The sequence below is a fragment of the Methylobacterium sp. NPDC080182 genome (assembly GCF_050281105.1).
GTDB lineage: Bacteria > Pseudomonadota > Alphaproteobacteria > Rhizobiales > Beijerinckiaceae > Methylobacterium.
In genome coordinates this window covers 234,863-248,999 of record NZ_JBNNWO010000001.1, presented here as the reverse complement: position 1 = coordinate 248,999, position 14,137 = coordinate 234,863, and the positions used below count along the sequence as shown (strand labels likewise).

Here is a 14,137-nt window from a genome sequence, read left to right as displayed (position 1 = left end):
GATCCTGATGTCCGACGATTTCAGCCTGCCCCAGCTCGGCGAGCACGACACCGACTACGCCGCGGGCTCGATCCGCGACGCGCCCACCACCCCGAAGACCGCGGCCGACCTGGAGCAGCTCTTCGACGTGCCCGTGATGGTCTCGGCGGTGCTCGGCTCCGCCCGGATGCCGATCGGCGACCTGCTCCGGCTCGCGCCCGGCGCGGTGCTCGAACTCGACCGGAAGGTCGGCGAGGCGATCGACGTGTTCGTCAACAACCGGCTGGTGGCCCGCGGCGAGGTCGTCCTCGTCGAGGACCGGCTCGGCGTGACGATGACCGAGATCGTCAAGGGTGAGTGAATTTCAGCCGCGGACGCCGGTGTGCTGTCCGCGCGCGGGTTTGGAGAGGGACGAACCATGCGGCTCCTGATGATCGGGCGGCTCAACGGCGAGCTGATCACCGCCTCGAAGATCGCGATGCAGCGCGGCGCCGCCGTCACGCAGGCCGACGCCGTGCCGCAGGGCCTCACCGTCCTGCGCGCGCGGGGCGCCGATCTCATCATGATCGACGTGGGTCTGCCGATCCGCGACCTCGTCACCGCGCTGGAGGGAGAGCGGATCCGCACGCCGGTGGTCGCCTGCGGCGTCTCTGCGGACGCCTCGGCCGCCGTGGCGGCGATCCGGGCGGGCGCCAAGGAGTACATCCCGCTCCCGCCCGATCCCGAGATGATCGCGGCGGTGCTGGAGGCGGTCGCCACCGACCGCGCCGCCTTCGTCTGGCGCGATCCGTCAATGGAGCGGGTGGTCAAGCTCGCCGAGCAGGTCGCCCGCTCCGAGGCCTCGGTGCTGATCACCGGCGAGAGCGGCACCGGCAAGGAGGTGCTGGCCCGGCACGTTCACCAGAAGTCCAATCGGGCGGGTAAGCCCTTCGTCTCGGTGAACTGCGCGGCGATCCCCGAGGCCCTGCTCGAATCCGAGCTGTTCGGCCACGAGAAGGGCGCGTTCACCGGCGCGGTCGCCCGGCGCATCGGCCGGTTCGAGGAGGCCAACGGCGGCACGCTGCTCCTCGACGAGATCTCCGAGATGGACGTGCGCCTGCAGGCGAAGCTGCTGCGCGCCCTGCAGGAGCGGGTCATTGACCGGGTCGGCGGGACCGCCCCGGTGCGGGTCGACATCCGCGTGCTCGCTACCTCGAACCGCAACCTCGCCGAGGAGGTCCGCAAGGGCACGTTCCGGGAGGACCTGCTCTACCGGCTCAACGTCGTCGGCCTGCGGCTCCCGCCGCTGCGCGAGCGCCCGGCCGACATCCTCGAACTCGCCACCCACTTCGCCCGCAAATACGCCGCGGTGAACGGGATGCCGGTCCGCCCGCTCTCCGCGGAGGCCCGGGCGCTCGTGCTGCGGAACCCGTGGCGCGGCAACGTGCGCGAGTTGGAGAACACCCTGCACCGGGCGGTGCTGCTCGCCTCGGGCGACGCGATCGGCCCGGAGGCGATCCTGTCGCCCGAGGGCGAGACCTTCGCGGTCGAGGGGCCGGCCGCGCGCGCCGCCCAGGTCGCCGAGGCCGCCACCCGCGGGCTGGTGGGCCGGACCGTGGCGCAGGTCGAGTGCGACCTGATCCTCGACACGCTGGATCACTGCCTCGGTAACCGGACCCACGCGGCCAAGATCCTCGGCATCTCGATCCGGACCCTGCGCAACAAGCTCAACGAGTACGTGTCGGCGGGCCTCGACGTGGCCGAGCCCGGCAGCGTCCGGGCGAGCGTCGCCTGCGGCTGACGCGCATCCACGGAGCGGCCCCGGCGCGGACGCGCCGGGCGACGGCGAACGTCACGGATGTGAAGGGCCGGGCGTACCCGTGCCGTGACGGGGGCGGACCGGCGATGACGCCCTAGAGCCGACCGCTCTGGGCCGCCTTGTGGGCTTCGGCCTGGGCCGCGAAAGCCGCGTCGAGCTTGCGCAGGGATTCGTAGCGGGCGACGTCGCCCTCGACGTCGCGGATCGTCTCCTCGACGAGGTGGCGCTGGAGGGCGACCCGCGGGTCGTCCGGCGGGAACGCCTCCCGCTCCTGCAACCGGAGCACGGCCTGCCGCACGACCGTGTAGACCGCCTCGCGCTCCTCACGGGTCATCGACGGCTGGATCGCCTTCGCGACGAGATCGGAGAAATCCGACATGGACCGTTAGACTTCGCTCATCCAGGTGCGCCCGGTTGGCCGGGCCGCCTCCCTCTACAGATCGCGCGGCCCGGGATCCAGATCCCGGGAGCCGCGGATGCCGCTACATCCTCTGGTCGCGGATGCCGGCGATCAGCAGCGCGGACGAGCTCCAGATCACCAGGAAGCAGAAGAACGACACCAGGAGGGAGTGGCCCCGCTCGGGATAGAGGCTGTCGGTCGGCAGGACCGGCGGCACGAACGTGGCCAGGAAGATGTGCTGCTTGCTCGCCGAGATGCGCGCCCGGTCGAGCAGGCTGTGGGCCGATTCCTCCAGCTTCTCGGCGATGGTCCGCTCGACCAGCAGGCCCTCGTACTGGAGCAGCGCCTCGGTCATGTTCTGGCCGCCGGCGGCGGCGTTGGCGCTCGTCAGCTCGTCCTGGAGCGACTTCATCTGCTGGTCGATGGCCGCGATGTTGGCCACCAGCGTCTGGATCGAGCGCGAGCGCTCGTCGAGGCTGGAGCCGCGCAGGACCTGCAGGTCGTTCTCGGCCTTGAGCTTGTCCTTCCGCAGCAGGGTCAGCGTGGTCAGCGTGCCCTCGGCGGTCTTGATCGGATCGATCACACCCCACTGATTGCGGAATGCCTGCAGCGCCACGTGCGCCTTGCGCAGCCGGTCCTGGGCGACCTTCGCGTCGGCCTCGGCCTGGGCGACCATGTCGGCCTGGGCGCGCTTGGAGATGTCGTTGATCAGCGCCTCGGAGCGCGACACCACCGCCTGGGCGATGGTCAGGGCGTCCTCGGGCGTAAAGGCGCGTACGGACAGACGGATCACACCCGAGATCGAGTCGATATGCGCCTCGACGTGCTTGCGCCAGTATTTGGTCAGGTCCTCGATCGGATCACTGGGGTCGAAGCGGGCCCAGAAATCCGCCTCGGACCGCGAGAACATCTTGGAGATGCCGATACTCTTCTCGAGCGCCTCGACAAGCGTCTGGCTGTTGATGTAGTCGCGGACGATGAAGCTGTCCTGGCTGTTGTGCTTCTGGATGAGGTTCGTGTACTGGCCGAGCGAGATGTTCTCCATCGGCTCGACGTTGCCGCGGACCGCGAACTGGGCTTCCGCAACGTACTGATTGGACGCGAACGCGAACAGGTACAGGCCGACCACCAGGGTCGGCAGGAGCACGAACAGGCCGACGCGGCGGATGATCCGCGCGCCGTAGGTCGAGGTGTCCTCCTCGCGGGGACGCAGGCCCGGCAGACGGCTCCAGTCGAGGCGCTGCCGCACGGTCGCCACGAGGGCCCGGGCGGTCCGCTTCTCCGGCACCGGCCGGATCGTCTCCGCGCTGCGCCGCAGCTCCGTCATGGTCGGAGCGGCGAACGTCACGATTTCGCCTTCGCGCGTGTCGTCCTTGACGTCGTCGAAGCTCATCCGCTCTTTGTTCCTGGGTCTGCGCCGGTTCCGCTGCCGCGGCGCCGGCCGAGGGGCGGCCCGTGCGCGGTTACCGGAATCCCGTTCTTTTAGGCCCTTTTTATGGCGCCCAGCCCGCCCGCCGCCCGGCTGCTGCACCGCGGCGACGGGCGCCGTAGCCCGGGGCCGGTATCGCGTCCTACAGTCTCTGAATGATGACAGAACCGCGTGCCGCGGCCCCGGATGGCTCCCCTGATGGCTGCCCGACCGGCCGCACGGCCAAGACCAAACTCTCCGAGATCGTCGTCGTCTGCTCGAAATGCGCGAATCGGCAGGGCCTGCGCGGGCGGGACCTCCGCGCGCTGCTGAAGAAGGCCGGGAAGCGGGCCGCCCGCGACGGCGGCGGACGCCGGCGGAAGTTGTGCATCGTGGAATCGGGCTGCCTCGGTCCCTGTCCGAAGCGCGCCGTGGCGGTCGCGACCGGCGCGAGCCTGGCCGAGGGCCGGGTCGTCCTGCTCGATCCCGCCGCCGGGCCCGCCGAGGCGCTTGCCGCGGTGCTCAATCCCGTCCTGCCACGTCGCAGGGTCCCCGAATTCGGCCCCAATACCGCTCTAGCGGCGATACCACCCGACGAATCGCCGCCGGTCCGCTGACCGGCACAACTTGGAGCGCGCTCTTGCCCGCCTCTCGACGCGAGGCCCGCACACCGTGACCGGCGACCCTGTTTCCCGGAAGCGGCGGGCGGCCCACGCCGTGCTGCGTCGCCTGCCGCTGTTCGGCACCCTGATCGGCCTCGGCCTCGCCGTCTGGCTCGTGGCGACCAACGATCTCGCCGCGGTGGCCGCGGCCTTCGGACGGATCGGCGTGGCGGGCTTCGCCGGCGTCACGCTGGTGCGGATCGTGGTGATCCTGCTCTGCGGACTCGCCTGGGCGCGCATTCTCGACGGGCTGGCGCCCGCGACGGCTTCGGCCTGCATGATCCTGCGCTTCGTCCGCGAAGGCATCAACGTGCTGCTGCCCGTGGCCTCGGTGGGCGGCGACGTGCTGGGCGCCCGCCTCCTCACCTTCTGGGGCGTCGCCGGCTCCCTGGCGGCCGCCTCCGTGCTGGCCGATATGCTGTTTCAGGTGGGAACGCTCGCCCTGTTCGCGGGCCTCGGCGCCGGCCTCCTGAGCCGGGTCGAGGGCGCCGAGGCGGCCGCCCTCGCCAGCTGGACGCTGCGGACGCTCGTCGTGGCCGGGCTGGCGGTGGCGGCCTTCTTCGCCTTCCAGCGGACCGGCATCGTGCGAGTGCTCGAGGATCGCCTCGCCGCCCTCGGCCGGCGCTTCGTGCGCGACGCCGAGGCGCGCCCCGAGCCGAACCGCCGGATCCAGGGCGCCCTCGACACGGTCTGGGCTCCGGGCCGCCGGGGACACCTCGCTCAATCGTTCGCGCTCCACGCCCTGGCCTGGCTGCTCGGCACGGTCGAGGTCGCGGTCGTCCTCGCCTGCATCGGCGTGGACCATGTCGGCTGGGCCGACATTCTGGTGATCGAGGCGCTGAGCCAGGCGATCAAGGCCGCCGCCTTCGTGGTCCCGAGCGGCCTCGGCGTCCAGGAGGGCGGACTGGTGCTGGTCTGCGGCCTGTTCGGCATCGATGCGGGGACCGCCCTCGCCCTGTCGCTCGCCCGTCGCGTGCCCGACGTGGTGCTCGGCCTGCCGGCCCTCCTCGTCTGGCAGAATCTCGAGGCGCGCCGCGCCGGCGTTCGCCCGGCCACACCCACCTGCGACCGTCCGTGACCCGAGACCTGCCCGTGCCGACACGCCCGATGCGCCAGGTCCCGAAGCTGCGCCTGTCGCCGGTCGCGCTCGTCGCACTGGTCGCGCTGGCCGGCGGAGTGCTCGCCGCCGGTCCGGCCCTCGCGCAGAGCGTCACCCTCGATCTCGGTGCCGGCGGCACCACCGAGCGCGCCCTCCAGCTCGTGGCGCTGATCACCGTCCTGGCGGTGGCCCCCTCGGTGCTGGTGATGGCCACGGCCTTCACCCGCATCGTCGTCGTGCTGTCGATCCTGCGGTCGGCGCTGGGCACCCAGACGGCGCCGCCGACAGCGGTGCTCGTCAGCCTCGCGCTGTTCCTGACCGCCTTCGTGATGGCCCCGACCGGCCGCGCCGCCTACAACGCCGGTATCGAGCCGCTGATCGCCGGCCGGATCACGCAGGCGCAGGCGTTCGAGCGCGCCTCGGCGCCGTTCAAGACCTTCATGCTGCGCAACGTCCGCGAGAAGGACCTGAAGCTGTTCCTCGACCTCGCCAAGGTGCCGACACCGAAGGGCCCCGAGGATGTCGGCCTGGAGATCGTCACGCCGGCCTTCATGATCTCGGAGCTGCGCCGCGCCTTCGAGATCGGCTTCCTGCTGTTCATCCCGTTCCTGATCATCGACCTCGTGGTCGCCTCGGTGCTGATGGCCGTCGGCATGATGATGGTCCCGCCGGCCACGGTCGCGCTGCCGTTCAAGCTGATCTTCTTCGTGCTGGTCGACGGCTGGACCTTGGTGGCCGGCTCCCTGGTCCAGAGCTACGGCGGCTGACGGCGGCCGTGCCGGGCCGTCAGCCGGCGCGGGACGTCGCGTCGACGATCCGGACCGCCGCGAAGCCCTCCGCGCGCGACGGCGGCTCGAACAGACGGTCGACGGAGCGGATGCTCTCTTCGGGAACCTGTCGGTCGGCGGCGCGCCGCCGGTTCCCCTCCAGGGCGACCGCGAGCGGCGCGCGGATCCAGACCGCCTCCGCGGCGACGCCGCAGGCTCTCGCGATGGCGAGGATCGGCGCACGGTGCCGCCGGCCGGGCAAGGCGGCGTCGAAGTAGACGCGGCCGAGCCGGGGCCGCTGCCGGGCGATCCAGGTGGACTTGCCGGCCCCCTGCAGCCCGCACACGACCACGAGCCGCTCGACCGAGTCCGCGGCGAGCGCCGCGCGCAGCGCCGCGAGGGCCAGCCGCCACGCCTCGGCGTTCCGTTCGGGCGTCCAGACGCGGCCGCGCTCGGTCTCGAGGAAGGCATCCGGGTCGATGACGACCGCCGCGCTCACCCGGGCGGCGCACCGGGTGTCCCGGCGCTGCTCTGCTGCTGTCCGCCCTGGGCACCGGCGGCGGGCGCCTCGCCGCCTGCACCCGGCGCCTCGGGTCGACCGCGCGCGGGCGCGGCGGCATCCGGATAGCGCTTGCGATACTCGGCGAGGAAGGCCGACAGCGTCTGGACCTTCGTGGCGCGCGCCGCGATGTCCCGGAAGCCCGGTGCCCGGGTCGGGTCGGTGCCGGTCAGGAGCGCGAAGGTGCGGGCGTCGGGGCTCGCCGCCATCCCCTCAGAGAATTTCGCCTTCAGCCGCTCCAGGCCCACGGCCTCGTGCGCGAGATCGTAGGCGATCGCGGCGCGCACGATGTCGGCGCGCGCCTGATCGTCCAGCGGCTGGCCGGACTGCCACGTATCGCCCAGCAGGGCCTCGTGGGCCTCCCCGGCCTCGCGCCAGCGGCGCGCGCCCCAGTAAATGTCGGCGCGAAGACGCTCGATATCCGGACCGCTCTCGTCCTCGATCGTTTCCAGCGCGAGGTCGGTGCGGGTCAGGTCCGACAGGGCCCTGGCGCGGACCAGCCCGCGGGCGCGCTTGAGTTCGCCCGGAAGCTCGGGCAGCTCGGTGGCGTCGAGGACCTTCAGGGCCTCCATCGGCTTGTCGTCCATCAGCCGGACCGTCGCGAGCCGCGCCGCCACCGCGGATCGCGCCGGGCCGGTGAGGCGGTTGTCGATCTGGTACTGCAGCAGGTCGGCGGCCGAATCGAGGAGGTCGAGGGTCACGAGGCGGTCGGCCAGACGGCGCACCACCTCGTCACCGCGCCGCCCGATCGGGCTCAGCTCACGGAAATCGAAGAAGAGCGACACGGCCTCGATCCCGGAGAGCTTGTCGCCCTTGTCGGTGAGGTAGAGGTTCTCGAAGGCCGTCTGCGCGTCCCGCGCCAGGGCCGCGGTCGCGGGGGCGTTCGGCGCGAAGACGTTGGCCCGGCGCACCACCGTGAAAGCGTCGCGCCACCGGCCGGCGGCGAGATAGAGGCGGGCGAGACCGGCGGTGATGCCGTCCTCGACCGGGCCGCCGTGCCAGGTCAGGGCGAGCCGCTCCAGCCGCTCGATGGCGGCATCGGGCGCGAGCTTGCCGGAGGCCTGCGCCAGGAGTGCCCCTCTCAGCGCGGCCTCGACCGAGACCGGGCGGACGGCCGAGCCGTCGAGGCGCGCGTAGGCGTCCAGGGCCGCCTCGGTCTGGCCGGTCGCCTCGGCCACGCGGGCGCGGACCATCGCCAGCCGGTCACGGATCCAGGGCGGCAGGTCGCGCTCGGCCTCGGCGCGCGCGGCAGCGGTCTCGGCATCGCCGTTCTCGATCGCCGATTCGGCGGCCCGGGCCCGGATCGTCTGCGCGACGTCCGCGGGATAGCCGTCGGCCAGCGGCAGCACCTTGAGGAAGCCCGTTTCCGCCGTCTTCCAGTCGCCGGCCCCGGCCGAGGCCATCGCGCGCCACAACGCGGCCTCGCGATCGTCGCTCAGGAGCGGGACGCTGAGGGCCTTCAGCGCCTCCGCGCTCCGGCCGATCCGCACCAGGGCGATGCCCCGCAGGACGGCGGTGTCGCGCTGGATGGCCAGCAGCGGATCGTCGGCGGCCGCGATCTCCAGTGCGGTGAGGCCCTCGTAATCGAGGCCGTTGGCGAGATCCGCGCGGGCCAGCGCCAGGCGGGCCGGCCCGCGCTCGGTCGGCGTCGCCGCGACGGCCGCGTCGAAGAGGCCGCGCAGGGTCGCGCGGACATTGCCCATCCTGGCGCGCTCCCAGGGCTCCTTCGCGATCGCGAGGGCCCCCGCGTCGACGAGCGCCACGTCCGGCTTGCGCGCCGCCATGGACGCGGCGAGTCCGCCCTCGCGGCCGATCGAGACGCCGTCGAGTTCGGGCCGCACCGCCAGATCGTCGGCGCCGGCGAGCACCGCGAGGCCGTGCCGGCTCGGCAGGATCTCGAAATCGACGAAGCGACGGTTCTTCGGATTGCCGACGGGGCGCTGCGCGGCCGACGTGACCACCGCGATCCGCTCATCGTCGAGGGCGAGCCACGTCGCCGATCCGGGATGCGGCAGCGTCAGGGTGACGGCGATGCGGCCGGACGGATCGGGCTTGCGGACGGGATCGATCGTGTCGCTCGGACTGAGCGCACTGCCCGCCGAGAGTTCCCAGGCCACGCCGGTCCCGGTGGTGACGGCGTTGAGATCGACGAGCCGACCCGGCGGAACCGGGAACCGCACGACCGTGAGCGGCCCCGTCCGGGCGGGTGCGCCCATCGGCGCGAGGCCCTGGCTCGCCGGCGGGACGACCACCGGCTCGGCGGTCTCGAAGGCCAGCGTCGCGATCCCGCCGCGCTCGAACAGGACCGCCGGCGGGAGGGTCTGAAACGGGAAGAGCAAGCCGCCGCCGGCCCGGCGCGTCGGCGGCGGCTCGGGGGGGCGCGGCGCGACCGCCGGCGCAGTGACTGGCGCAGCGACGGGCGCCGTGACTGGCGCAGTGACTGGCGCACCGGCCTGGGCCGGGCGCGACGCGACCGGCAGCGGCGGCGCCTGCTTCGCGGCGGCGGGACCCGGCACGTCGACGGCGGTCGCGGCCGGCTCCGGAGGCTTGGGGCGGACCACGTCCACGTACATGGCGCCGTCCTCGCGCTCGGTGCCGATCCTGAACCCGTCCTCGGGCGTGATCAGGAGACTCGCCGAGTTCGCGTCGGTCTCTGTCGCCAGCTTGGCGATTCCGGGGCGCGGACGGCCGCGGGTGCCGCTCGGATCGATCGTCCAGGCGCCGATCACCCGCACGCGCGTCACGGGTCCCTCGGCGGTCACCGTGGAGAGGGCCTCCGCGGGGAGGCGCAGCGACAGCCGCGTCAGGGTCGGAAGCAGCGCGAGCTCGAGCGACAGCGCCCGGCGCACCGGCTCCGGCGTGCGCGCCCTGAGCGCCTCCTCGGCCGCCCGGGCCCGGCGGGCGAGGTCGGCAATCACCTCGGCCGGCAGCGGCGGCATGAGGCCGGACCAACCCTCCGGAAGCAGGTCCACGAACACGCGCTCGCCGGCCGACTGGACGTTGGCCCGGTAAGGGCGCTGCAGGGCGAGGCGGAGCCCCGTGCCGTCGGGATCGCGGCGGACGCTGGCGATGAAGGCCGGCATCTCGTCCGTGAGGTGCTCGGGCCCGGGCGCCACCCGCTCGCCGTAGCTCAGGAGCAGGACGCCGCCGGCGAGCTTCGCCTTGACCGCGACCGGCTTGTCGAAGGTGAGCACGATCCGGCCGTAGCCGCCGGCCCCGGTGCCGACCTCGCTGCCCTTGGTGCTCACGAGCCGCGCGGCCAGCGCGGGCGCGATCCCTGCCAGAAGGGCGAGCAGCGCCAGCGCCGCGGTCAGCACCCGCGCGCCGCGTCCTCGACCGTTCCGGGGTCGCCCGCCCACCGATCCCATCGCCTCGCCGATCCGAACCCGGCGCGCGGCACCCGAGGGACCGCGGCGCGCGGCGCCACTTCTCGGCGGGATCCTGCTCGACCGCGGCTAACGCTGGCTTAACCGTAACCGGAAAAGGCCGCGGGCCGCCGCGCGGCTCAGCCGCCGAGGGCGACGGCGCGATCGAAGGCCTGCGAGAAGCCCGTCAGCGGCACCGTGACGGTGGCCGGCTCGGTGCCGCCCGCCTTCTCGCCGGTCACAGTGAGGGCCTTGGCGGTGCGCATGCCGTCGAGGGCGAGCGTCGGGAAGCTGATCGCCACGATGCAGCCCTCGGCGCTGCAGGTCGTGTAGGGGGCGCCCTTGCCGAGGGTCTGCTCGTCGAGCTTGAAGGTCACGCCCGGCTCGATGGCGAGCCCGAAGGGCATCAGCACGATCCCCTCGGCCCGGCCGTTCGCGGGCGTCTGCAGTTCGAAGCCGAACTTGCGCCGGCCGGTCCGCGAATCGCCCTGGGACTGGGCCACGATGCAGGTGACCTTGTCGCTCGGGCGCGTGCAGGTCATCGTCCAGTCGCCGTAGCTCTCGCTGACGGTGCTGGCGCCGGCGGGCCACACGGCGTGCGCCGCAGCGGCCGCCGGCGTCGCGGCCTCCTCGGGCTTCGCCGCCTCGGTAGGCTTGGCCGCCTTGTGGGGAGCCGGCTTCGGCCGCGGCTTGGGCTTCGGCTTCGCGGGCGCCTCGGCGGCCGGAGCGGCGTCGGGTTCGGCATCCTGCGCGCGCGCCGCCAGGTTCGGGACCGCCGCAAGCGACGTCGCGATCAGGCTGAGACGCAGAAGCGCACGAAATGTCGACATGGAATCACGATCCCCCGGAGAGCCATTGGGCGGCAGTGCCGCCTAATGCCCAAGCCGGGGCGACGCAATCGCCGGAGGCGGCGCCGGTGGGTTGCGCGCGTCTCAGAGAGGATTCGGGCCACCGATCGAGCGCGCGAGCGCGCAGCGGCGGGCGAAGGCGCTCTCCGCGCCGACGCGCAGCGTGCGGGCGACCGCGAAGACGAGGGTCAGGAAGCCGGGATCGCGATCGGCGCTCTCGACGGCGGGGCCGGGGATCCGGGCGGTGATGAGCGCGAGCATGACGGACTCCAGGTGCGAGGTCCCGGGCGTTTCGTCGCTCCCCAACTCTACGGCCCTCTGCGCGGCCTTGCTGCATTGCAATATGAGGCCCGCGCCAAGAGACTGCCACTGAGCAGATGATAGGGGACGCATGCGCTGGATTCATACTTCGCGCGACGTTTCGGTGAGGGCGCGTTAACGAAGGGTATTGGGCGCGCGGTTGACCGGCGACGGGCAAGCCGCCATTGAGCGCGTTTCCGGCGACTCGGGCCCTGGACCGCACCGGCACCGCTCCGGCGGCGCGGGCCTGTCGCCGCACTGTCACACGCGCGCCATAACCCGCCCGCGAGCAGATGAGCGGACGCGCCCGGCGTCCGCCAGACGAGGATATCCCGCATGACCGACCAGCCGACCCATCACCCGATCCATGGCCGGATCACCGGCCCCATCGTGATGATCGGCTTCGGCTCGATCGGCCGCGGCACCCTGCCGCTCATCGAGCGCCACTTCGAGTACGACCGCGCCCGCTTCACCGTGATCGACCCGGTCGACACGCACCGGCCGCTCGCCGAGAAGCACGGACTGCGCTTCGAGAAGGTGGCCCTGACGCCGGAGAACTACCGCGACGTGCTCACCCCGCTCCTCACCGAGGGCGGCGGCCAGGGCTTCTGCGTCAACCTGTCGGTCGACACCTCCTCGCGCGCCATCATGGAGCTCTGCCGCGAACTCGGCGCCCTCTACATCGACACCGTGGCCGAGCCCTGGCCGGGCTTCTACTTCGACAAGACCAAGAGCCAGGGCGACCGCACCAACTACGCGCTCCGCGAGAACATCCTCGACGCCCGCGCGCAGAAGCCCGGCGGCACCACGGCCGTGTCGTGCTGCGGCGCCAATCCCGGCATGGTCTCGTGGTTCGTCAAGCAGGCGCTCCTGAACATCGCCCAGGATACCGGCCTGCAGCGGCCCGAGCCGAAGACCAAGGCCGAGTGGGCCGCCCTGATGAAGGATCTGGGCGTGAAGGGCGTCCACATCGCCGAGCGGGACACGCAGCGCGCCAAGAATCCGAAGCCGCGGGGCGTCTTCGTGAACACGTGGTCGGTCGAGGGCTTCGTCTCCGAGGGCAACCAGCCGGCCGAGCTGGGCTGGGGGACGCACGAGACCTGGAAGCCCGCCAACGCCCGCGAGCAGGAGAAGGGGTCGCGCTGCGCGATCTACCTACTGCAGCCGGGCGCCGACACGCGGGTGCGCACCTGGGTGCCGACCGCCGGGTCGCAGTTCGGCTTCCTCGTCACCCACAACGAGGCGATCTCCATCTCCGACTACTACACGGTGCGCGAGGGCGATAAGCCGGTCTTCCGGCCGACCTGCCACTACGCCTACCACCCGGCCGACGACGCCGTGCTGTCGCTCCACGAGATGTTCGGCAAGGCGGCGCAGGTGCAGGAGCAGCACCACATCCTCGACGAGACCGAGATCGTCGACGGCATCGACGAGCTCGGCGTGCTCGTCTACGGCCACGCGAAGAACGCCTACTGGTACGGCTCGCAGCTCTCCATCGAGGAGACCCGCCGGGTTGCCCCGTACCAGAACGCCACCGGCCTGCAGGTGACCTCGGCGGTGCTCGCCGGCATGGTCTGGGCCCTGGAGAATCCGGAGGCCGGCATCGTCGAGGCCGACGAGATGGACTTCCGCCGCTGCCTGGAGGTCCAGACCCCGTATCTCGGCCCGGTCGTGGGCGTGTACACGGACTGGACGCCGCTCACCGACCGCCCGGGCCTGTTCCCGGAGGACATCGACACCAGCGATCCCTGGCAGTTCCGCAACGTGCTGGTGCACGGCTGAGGCTTCCGCCGCGCCCCGTCAGTCGGGGCGCGGATCCGCGCCGGATCGGCGGCGCCGTCCTGAACGCACGAAGGGGCCTCCGAGATGCGACGATCTCGGAGGCCCCTTTCGTAAGGCCCCCGCCCGGCTTCGCGGCCTATGCCCGGGATGACACCGGCCCCGACAGTTTCAGCCGGCTCGGCTACTCGGCCTGCCGCCGCGTCACGAGGGTGCGGCCCGGCTCGACTTCGTTCTTGTCCTGATACAGCGGCACGATCGCGCGCAGCCAGCCGCGGACCTCGCGGCCGCCGTAATTGCGCTCGACCACGTCGTGCGTGAGGTAGGCCTGCAGGTTCACGGGCCCGAAATTGTAGCCGACGAGACCGCCCACCGCGATCTGGCCCTGCGGACGGTAGCTCGCCACGCCGGTGGGAAGGTCCGTCGACCCGAAGGCCACCGCGCCGATCTGCCAGGAGCCGAATTTCTTCGTCATGGTCAGGTCGAGGTTCATGTAGTCCGGATAGAGGGTGCCGCTGGGCGAGCGCGTGTCGAGGAAGACGCCGTAGAGCAGGTTCGCCGTGAGGTTCCAGCCCTGGCCGGTGTAGCTCAGCGCGAAGCGGTGGGTCAGCGAGGCCGACTGCGTCAGGAACCGCGTCTGGATCGGCAGGTAGCCGCCGAACAGGTAGCTGAAGCCGACATCGCCGCCGAGGTCCCAGGCGAGCTGGGCCGCCAGCAGCTGCTGCCCGACGCCGCTCTGATAGGGTGCCCCCTGGCTGCTCGCCGCCGCGACCGGCTGGGTGAAGAAGAACTGCAGGCGCGCACCCGCGACATCCCAGAGCGTCGCCCACGCGAAAGTCGGCAGGTTGACGTTGGTCGACGAGTCGCGCGGGAGCGTGCCGCGCACGCCGAAGCTCGACAGGTTCACGAAATACAGGCCGACCGGCAGCTGGTCGCCCACCGGCAGGCCGACTGTCTGTCCCGGCTGCGCCGCGGACGCCGCCCGCGCGGTCGTGGCCGTCGACGCGGCGGCGATCGGGGCCGAGACGGCAAGAGCCGCCGCCGCGACCCAACGTGACCTCAGGCTAAATCCGGCCATGAAAACCCCGAACCTGAGCCCCGTCATTCGGGGCCGATCAGGGTTTGACGGGCGTTCACTCCGACAGCATCCCGCCGTTACGGCCAAGCCGTGCG

At 72.2% G+C, this 14,137-nt stretch carries 13 protein-coding genes; 6 read left to right on the top strand and 7 right to left on the bottom strand.

Going from position 1 to position 14,137, the window contains the following annotated elements; all coding sequences use genetic code 11:
- Positions 1-7 precede the first annotated feature (7 nt).
- Together fliN and ACQKQD_RS01290 are read left to right on the top strand one after the other, a co-directional pair.
- Positions 8-340 (top strand): flagellar motor switch protein FliN, encoded by a 333-nt coding sequence (gene fliN / locus ACQKQD_RS01295; RefSeq protein WP_012321962.1) that lies wholly within the window; start codon positions 8-10, stop codon positions 338-340.
- Between the two features lie 57 nt (positions 341-397).
- The gene (locus tag ACQKQD_RS01290; protein ID WP_020090836.1) at positions 398-1,759 is read left to right on the top strand and encodes a sigma-54 interaction domain-containing protein; all 1,362 of its coding nucleotides are present in this window, start codon (positions 398-400) and stop codon (positions 1,757-1,759) included.
- A gap of 112 nt (positions 1,760-1,871) precedes the next feature.
- On the opposite strand, the gene ACQKQD_RS01285 is transcribed toward ACQKQD_RS01290, so the two are convergent.
- Both ACQKQD_RS01285 and ACQKQD_RS01280 read right to left on the bottom strand, forming a co-directional pair.
- Positions 1,872-2,156, bottom strand: a complete 285-nt coding sequence (locus ACQKQD_RS01285; RefSeq protein WP_427507280.1) for a hypothetical protein — start codon at positions 2,154-2,156, stop codon at positions 1,872-1,874.
- 103 nt (positions 2,157-2,259) lie between these two features.
- Complete coding sequence (locus tag ACQKQD_RS01280; protein WP_020090838.1) at positions 2,260-3,570, bottom strand: capsule polysaccharide transporter; 1,311 nt, start codon at positions 3,568-3,570, stop codon at positions 2,260-2,262.
- A gap of 446 nt (positions 3,571-4,016) precedes the next feature.
- Here ACQKQD_RS01280 and ACQKQD_RS01275 point away from each other — a divergent pair, with 446 nt between their 5' ends.
- The 3 genes from ACQKQD_RS01275 to fliP are packed head-to-tail and all read left to right on the top strand — an operon-like array spanning position 4,017 to position 6,113.
- Positions 4,017-4,202: a hypothetical protein gene (locus ACQKQD_RS01275; RefSeq protein ID WP_427507279.1), complete on the top strand. Its 186-nt coding sequence runs from the start codon at positions 4,017-4,019 to the stop codon at positions 4,200-4,202.
- 55 nt (positions 4,203-4,257) lie between these two features.
- Complete coding sequence (locus tag ACQKQD_RS01270; protein ID WP_056531434.1) at positions 4,258-5,325, top strand: lysylphosphatidylglycerol synthase domain-containing protein; 1,068 nt, start codon at positions 4,258-4,260, stop codon at positions 5,323-5,325.
- 29 nt (positions 5,326-5,354) lie between these two features.
- Positions 5,355-6,113 carry a flagellar type III secretion system pore protein FliP gene (gene fliP / locus ACQKQD_RS01265; RefSeq protein ID WP_427507462.1) on the top strand — a complete coding sequence of 253 codons (759 nt, stop codon included), beginning with the start codon at positions 5,355-5,357 and terminating at the stop codon, positions 6,111-6,113.
- 19 nt (positions 6,114-6,132) lie between these two features.
- On the opposite strand, the gene ACQKQD_RS01260 is transcribed toward fliP, so the two are convergent.
- The 4 genes from ACQKQD_RS01260 to ACQKQD_RS01245 form a co-directional block, all read right to left on the bottom strand.
- A complete protein-coding gene (locus tag ACQKQD_RS01260) occupies positions 6,133-6,612 on the bottom strand; it encodes an AAA family ATPase (protein WP_427507278.1) in 480 nt (159 codons plus the stop codon).
- Positions 6,609-10,040, bottom strand: coding sequence for a hypothetical protein (locus ACQKQD_RS01255; RefSeq protein ID WP_427507277.1), 3,432 nt, complete (start codon positions 10,038-10,040; stop codon positions 6,609-6,611). Before ACQKQD_RS01255 ends, ACQKQD_RS01260 begins: the two co-directional genes overlap by 4 nt.
- A 137-nt stretch (positions 10,041-10,177) precedes the next feature.
- The gene (locus ACQKQD_RS01250) at positions 10,178-10,867 is read right to left on the bottom strand and encodes an invasion associated locus B family protein (RefSeq protein WP_056531428.1); all 690 of its coding nucleotides are present in this window, start codon (positions 10,865-10,867) and stop codon (positions 10,178-10,180) included.
- 102 nt (positions 10,868-10,969) lie between these two features.
- Complete coding sequence (locus ACQKQD_RS01245) at positions 10,970-11,146, bottom strand: hypothetical protein (RefSeq protein ID WP_427507276.1); 177 nt, start codon at positions 11,144-11,146, stop codon at positions 10,970-10,972.
- Between the two features lie 375 nt (positions 11,147-11,521).
- Here ACQKQD_RS01245 and ACQKQD_RS01240 point away from each other — a divergent pair, with 375 nt between their 5' ends.
- Positions 11,522-12,967, top strand: coding sequence for a homospermidine synthase (locus ACQKQD_RS01240; protein WP_427507275.1), 1,446 nt, complete (start codon positions 11,522-11,524; stop codon positions 12,965-12,967).
- A 181-nt stretch (positions 12,968-13,148) separates the two neighbouring features.
- Here the strand turns inward: ACQKQD_RS01240 and ACQKQD_RS01235 are convergent, their stop codons facing one another.
- A complete protein-coding gene (locus tag ACQKQD_RS01235; protein ID WP_427507274.1) occupies positions 13,149-14,042 on the bottom strand; it encodes a transporter in 894 nt (297 codons plus the stop codon).
- Positions 14,043-14,137: the final 95 nt, after the last annotated feature.

Excerpts from the sequence above, each read along its gene's own strand:
- fliN (WP_012321962.1), top strand. The coding sequence starts at position 8 with ATGTCCGACGATTTCAGCCTGCCCCAGCTCGGCGAGCACGACACCGAC.
- ACQKQD_RS01290 (WP_020090836.1), top strand. The coding sequence starts at position 398 with ATGCGGCTCCTGATGATCGGGCGGCTCAACGGCGAGCTGATCACCGCC.
- ACQKQD_RS01285 (WP_427507280.1), bottom strand. The coding sequence starts at position 2,156 with ATGTCGGATTTCTCCGATCTCGTCGCGAAGGCGATCCAGCCGTCGATG.
- ACQKQD_RS01280 (WP_020090838.1), bottom strand. The coding sequence starts at position 3,570 with ATGAGCTTCGACGACGTCAAGGACGACACGCGCGAAGGCGAAATCGTG.
- fliP (WP_427507462.1), top strand. The coding sequence starts at position 5,355 with ATGCGCCAGGTCCCGAAGCTGCGCCTGTCGCCGGTCGCGCTCGTCGCA.
- ACQKQD_RS01255 (WP_427507277.1), bottom strand. The coding sequence starts at position 10,040 with ATGGGATCGGTGGGCGGGCGACCCCGGAACGGTCGAGGACGCGGCGCG.
- ACQKQD_RS01250 (WP_056531428.1), bottom strand. The coding sequence starts at position 10,867 with ATGTCGACATTTCGTGCGCTTCTGCGTCTCAGCCTGATCGCGACGTCG.
- ACQKQD_RS01245 (WP_427507276.1), bottom strand. The coding sequence starts at position 11,146 with ATGCTCGCGCTCATCACCGCCCGGATCCCCGGCCCCGCCGTCGAGAGC.
- ACQKQD_RS01240 (WP_427507275.1), top strand. The coding sequence starts at position 11,522 with ATGACCGACCAGCCGACCCATCACCCGATCCATGGCCGGATCACCGGC.
- ACQKQD_RS01235 (WP_427507274.1), bottom strand. The coding sequence starts at position 14,042 with ATGGCCGGATTTAGCCTGAGGTCACGTTGGGTCGCGGCGGCGGCTCTT.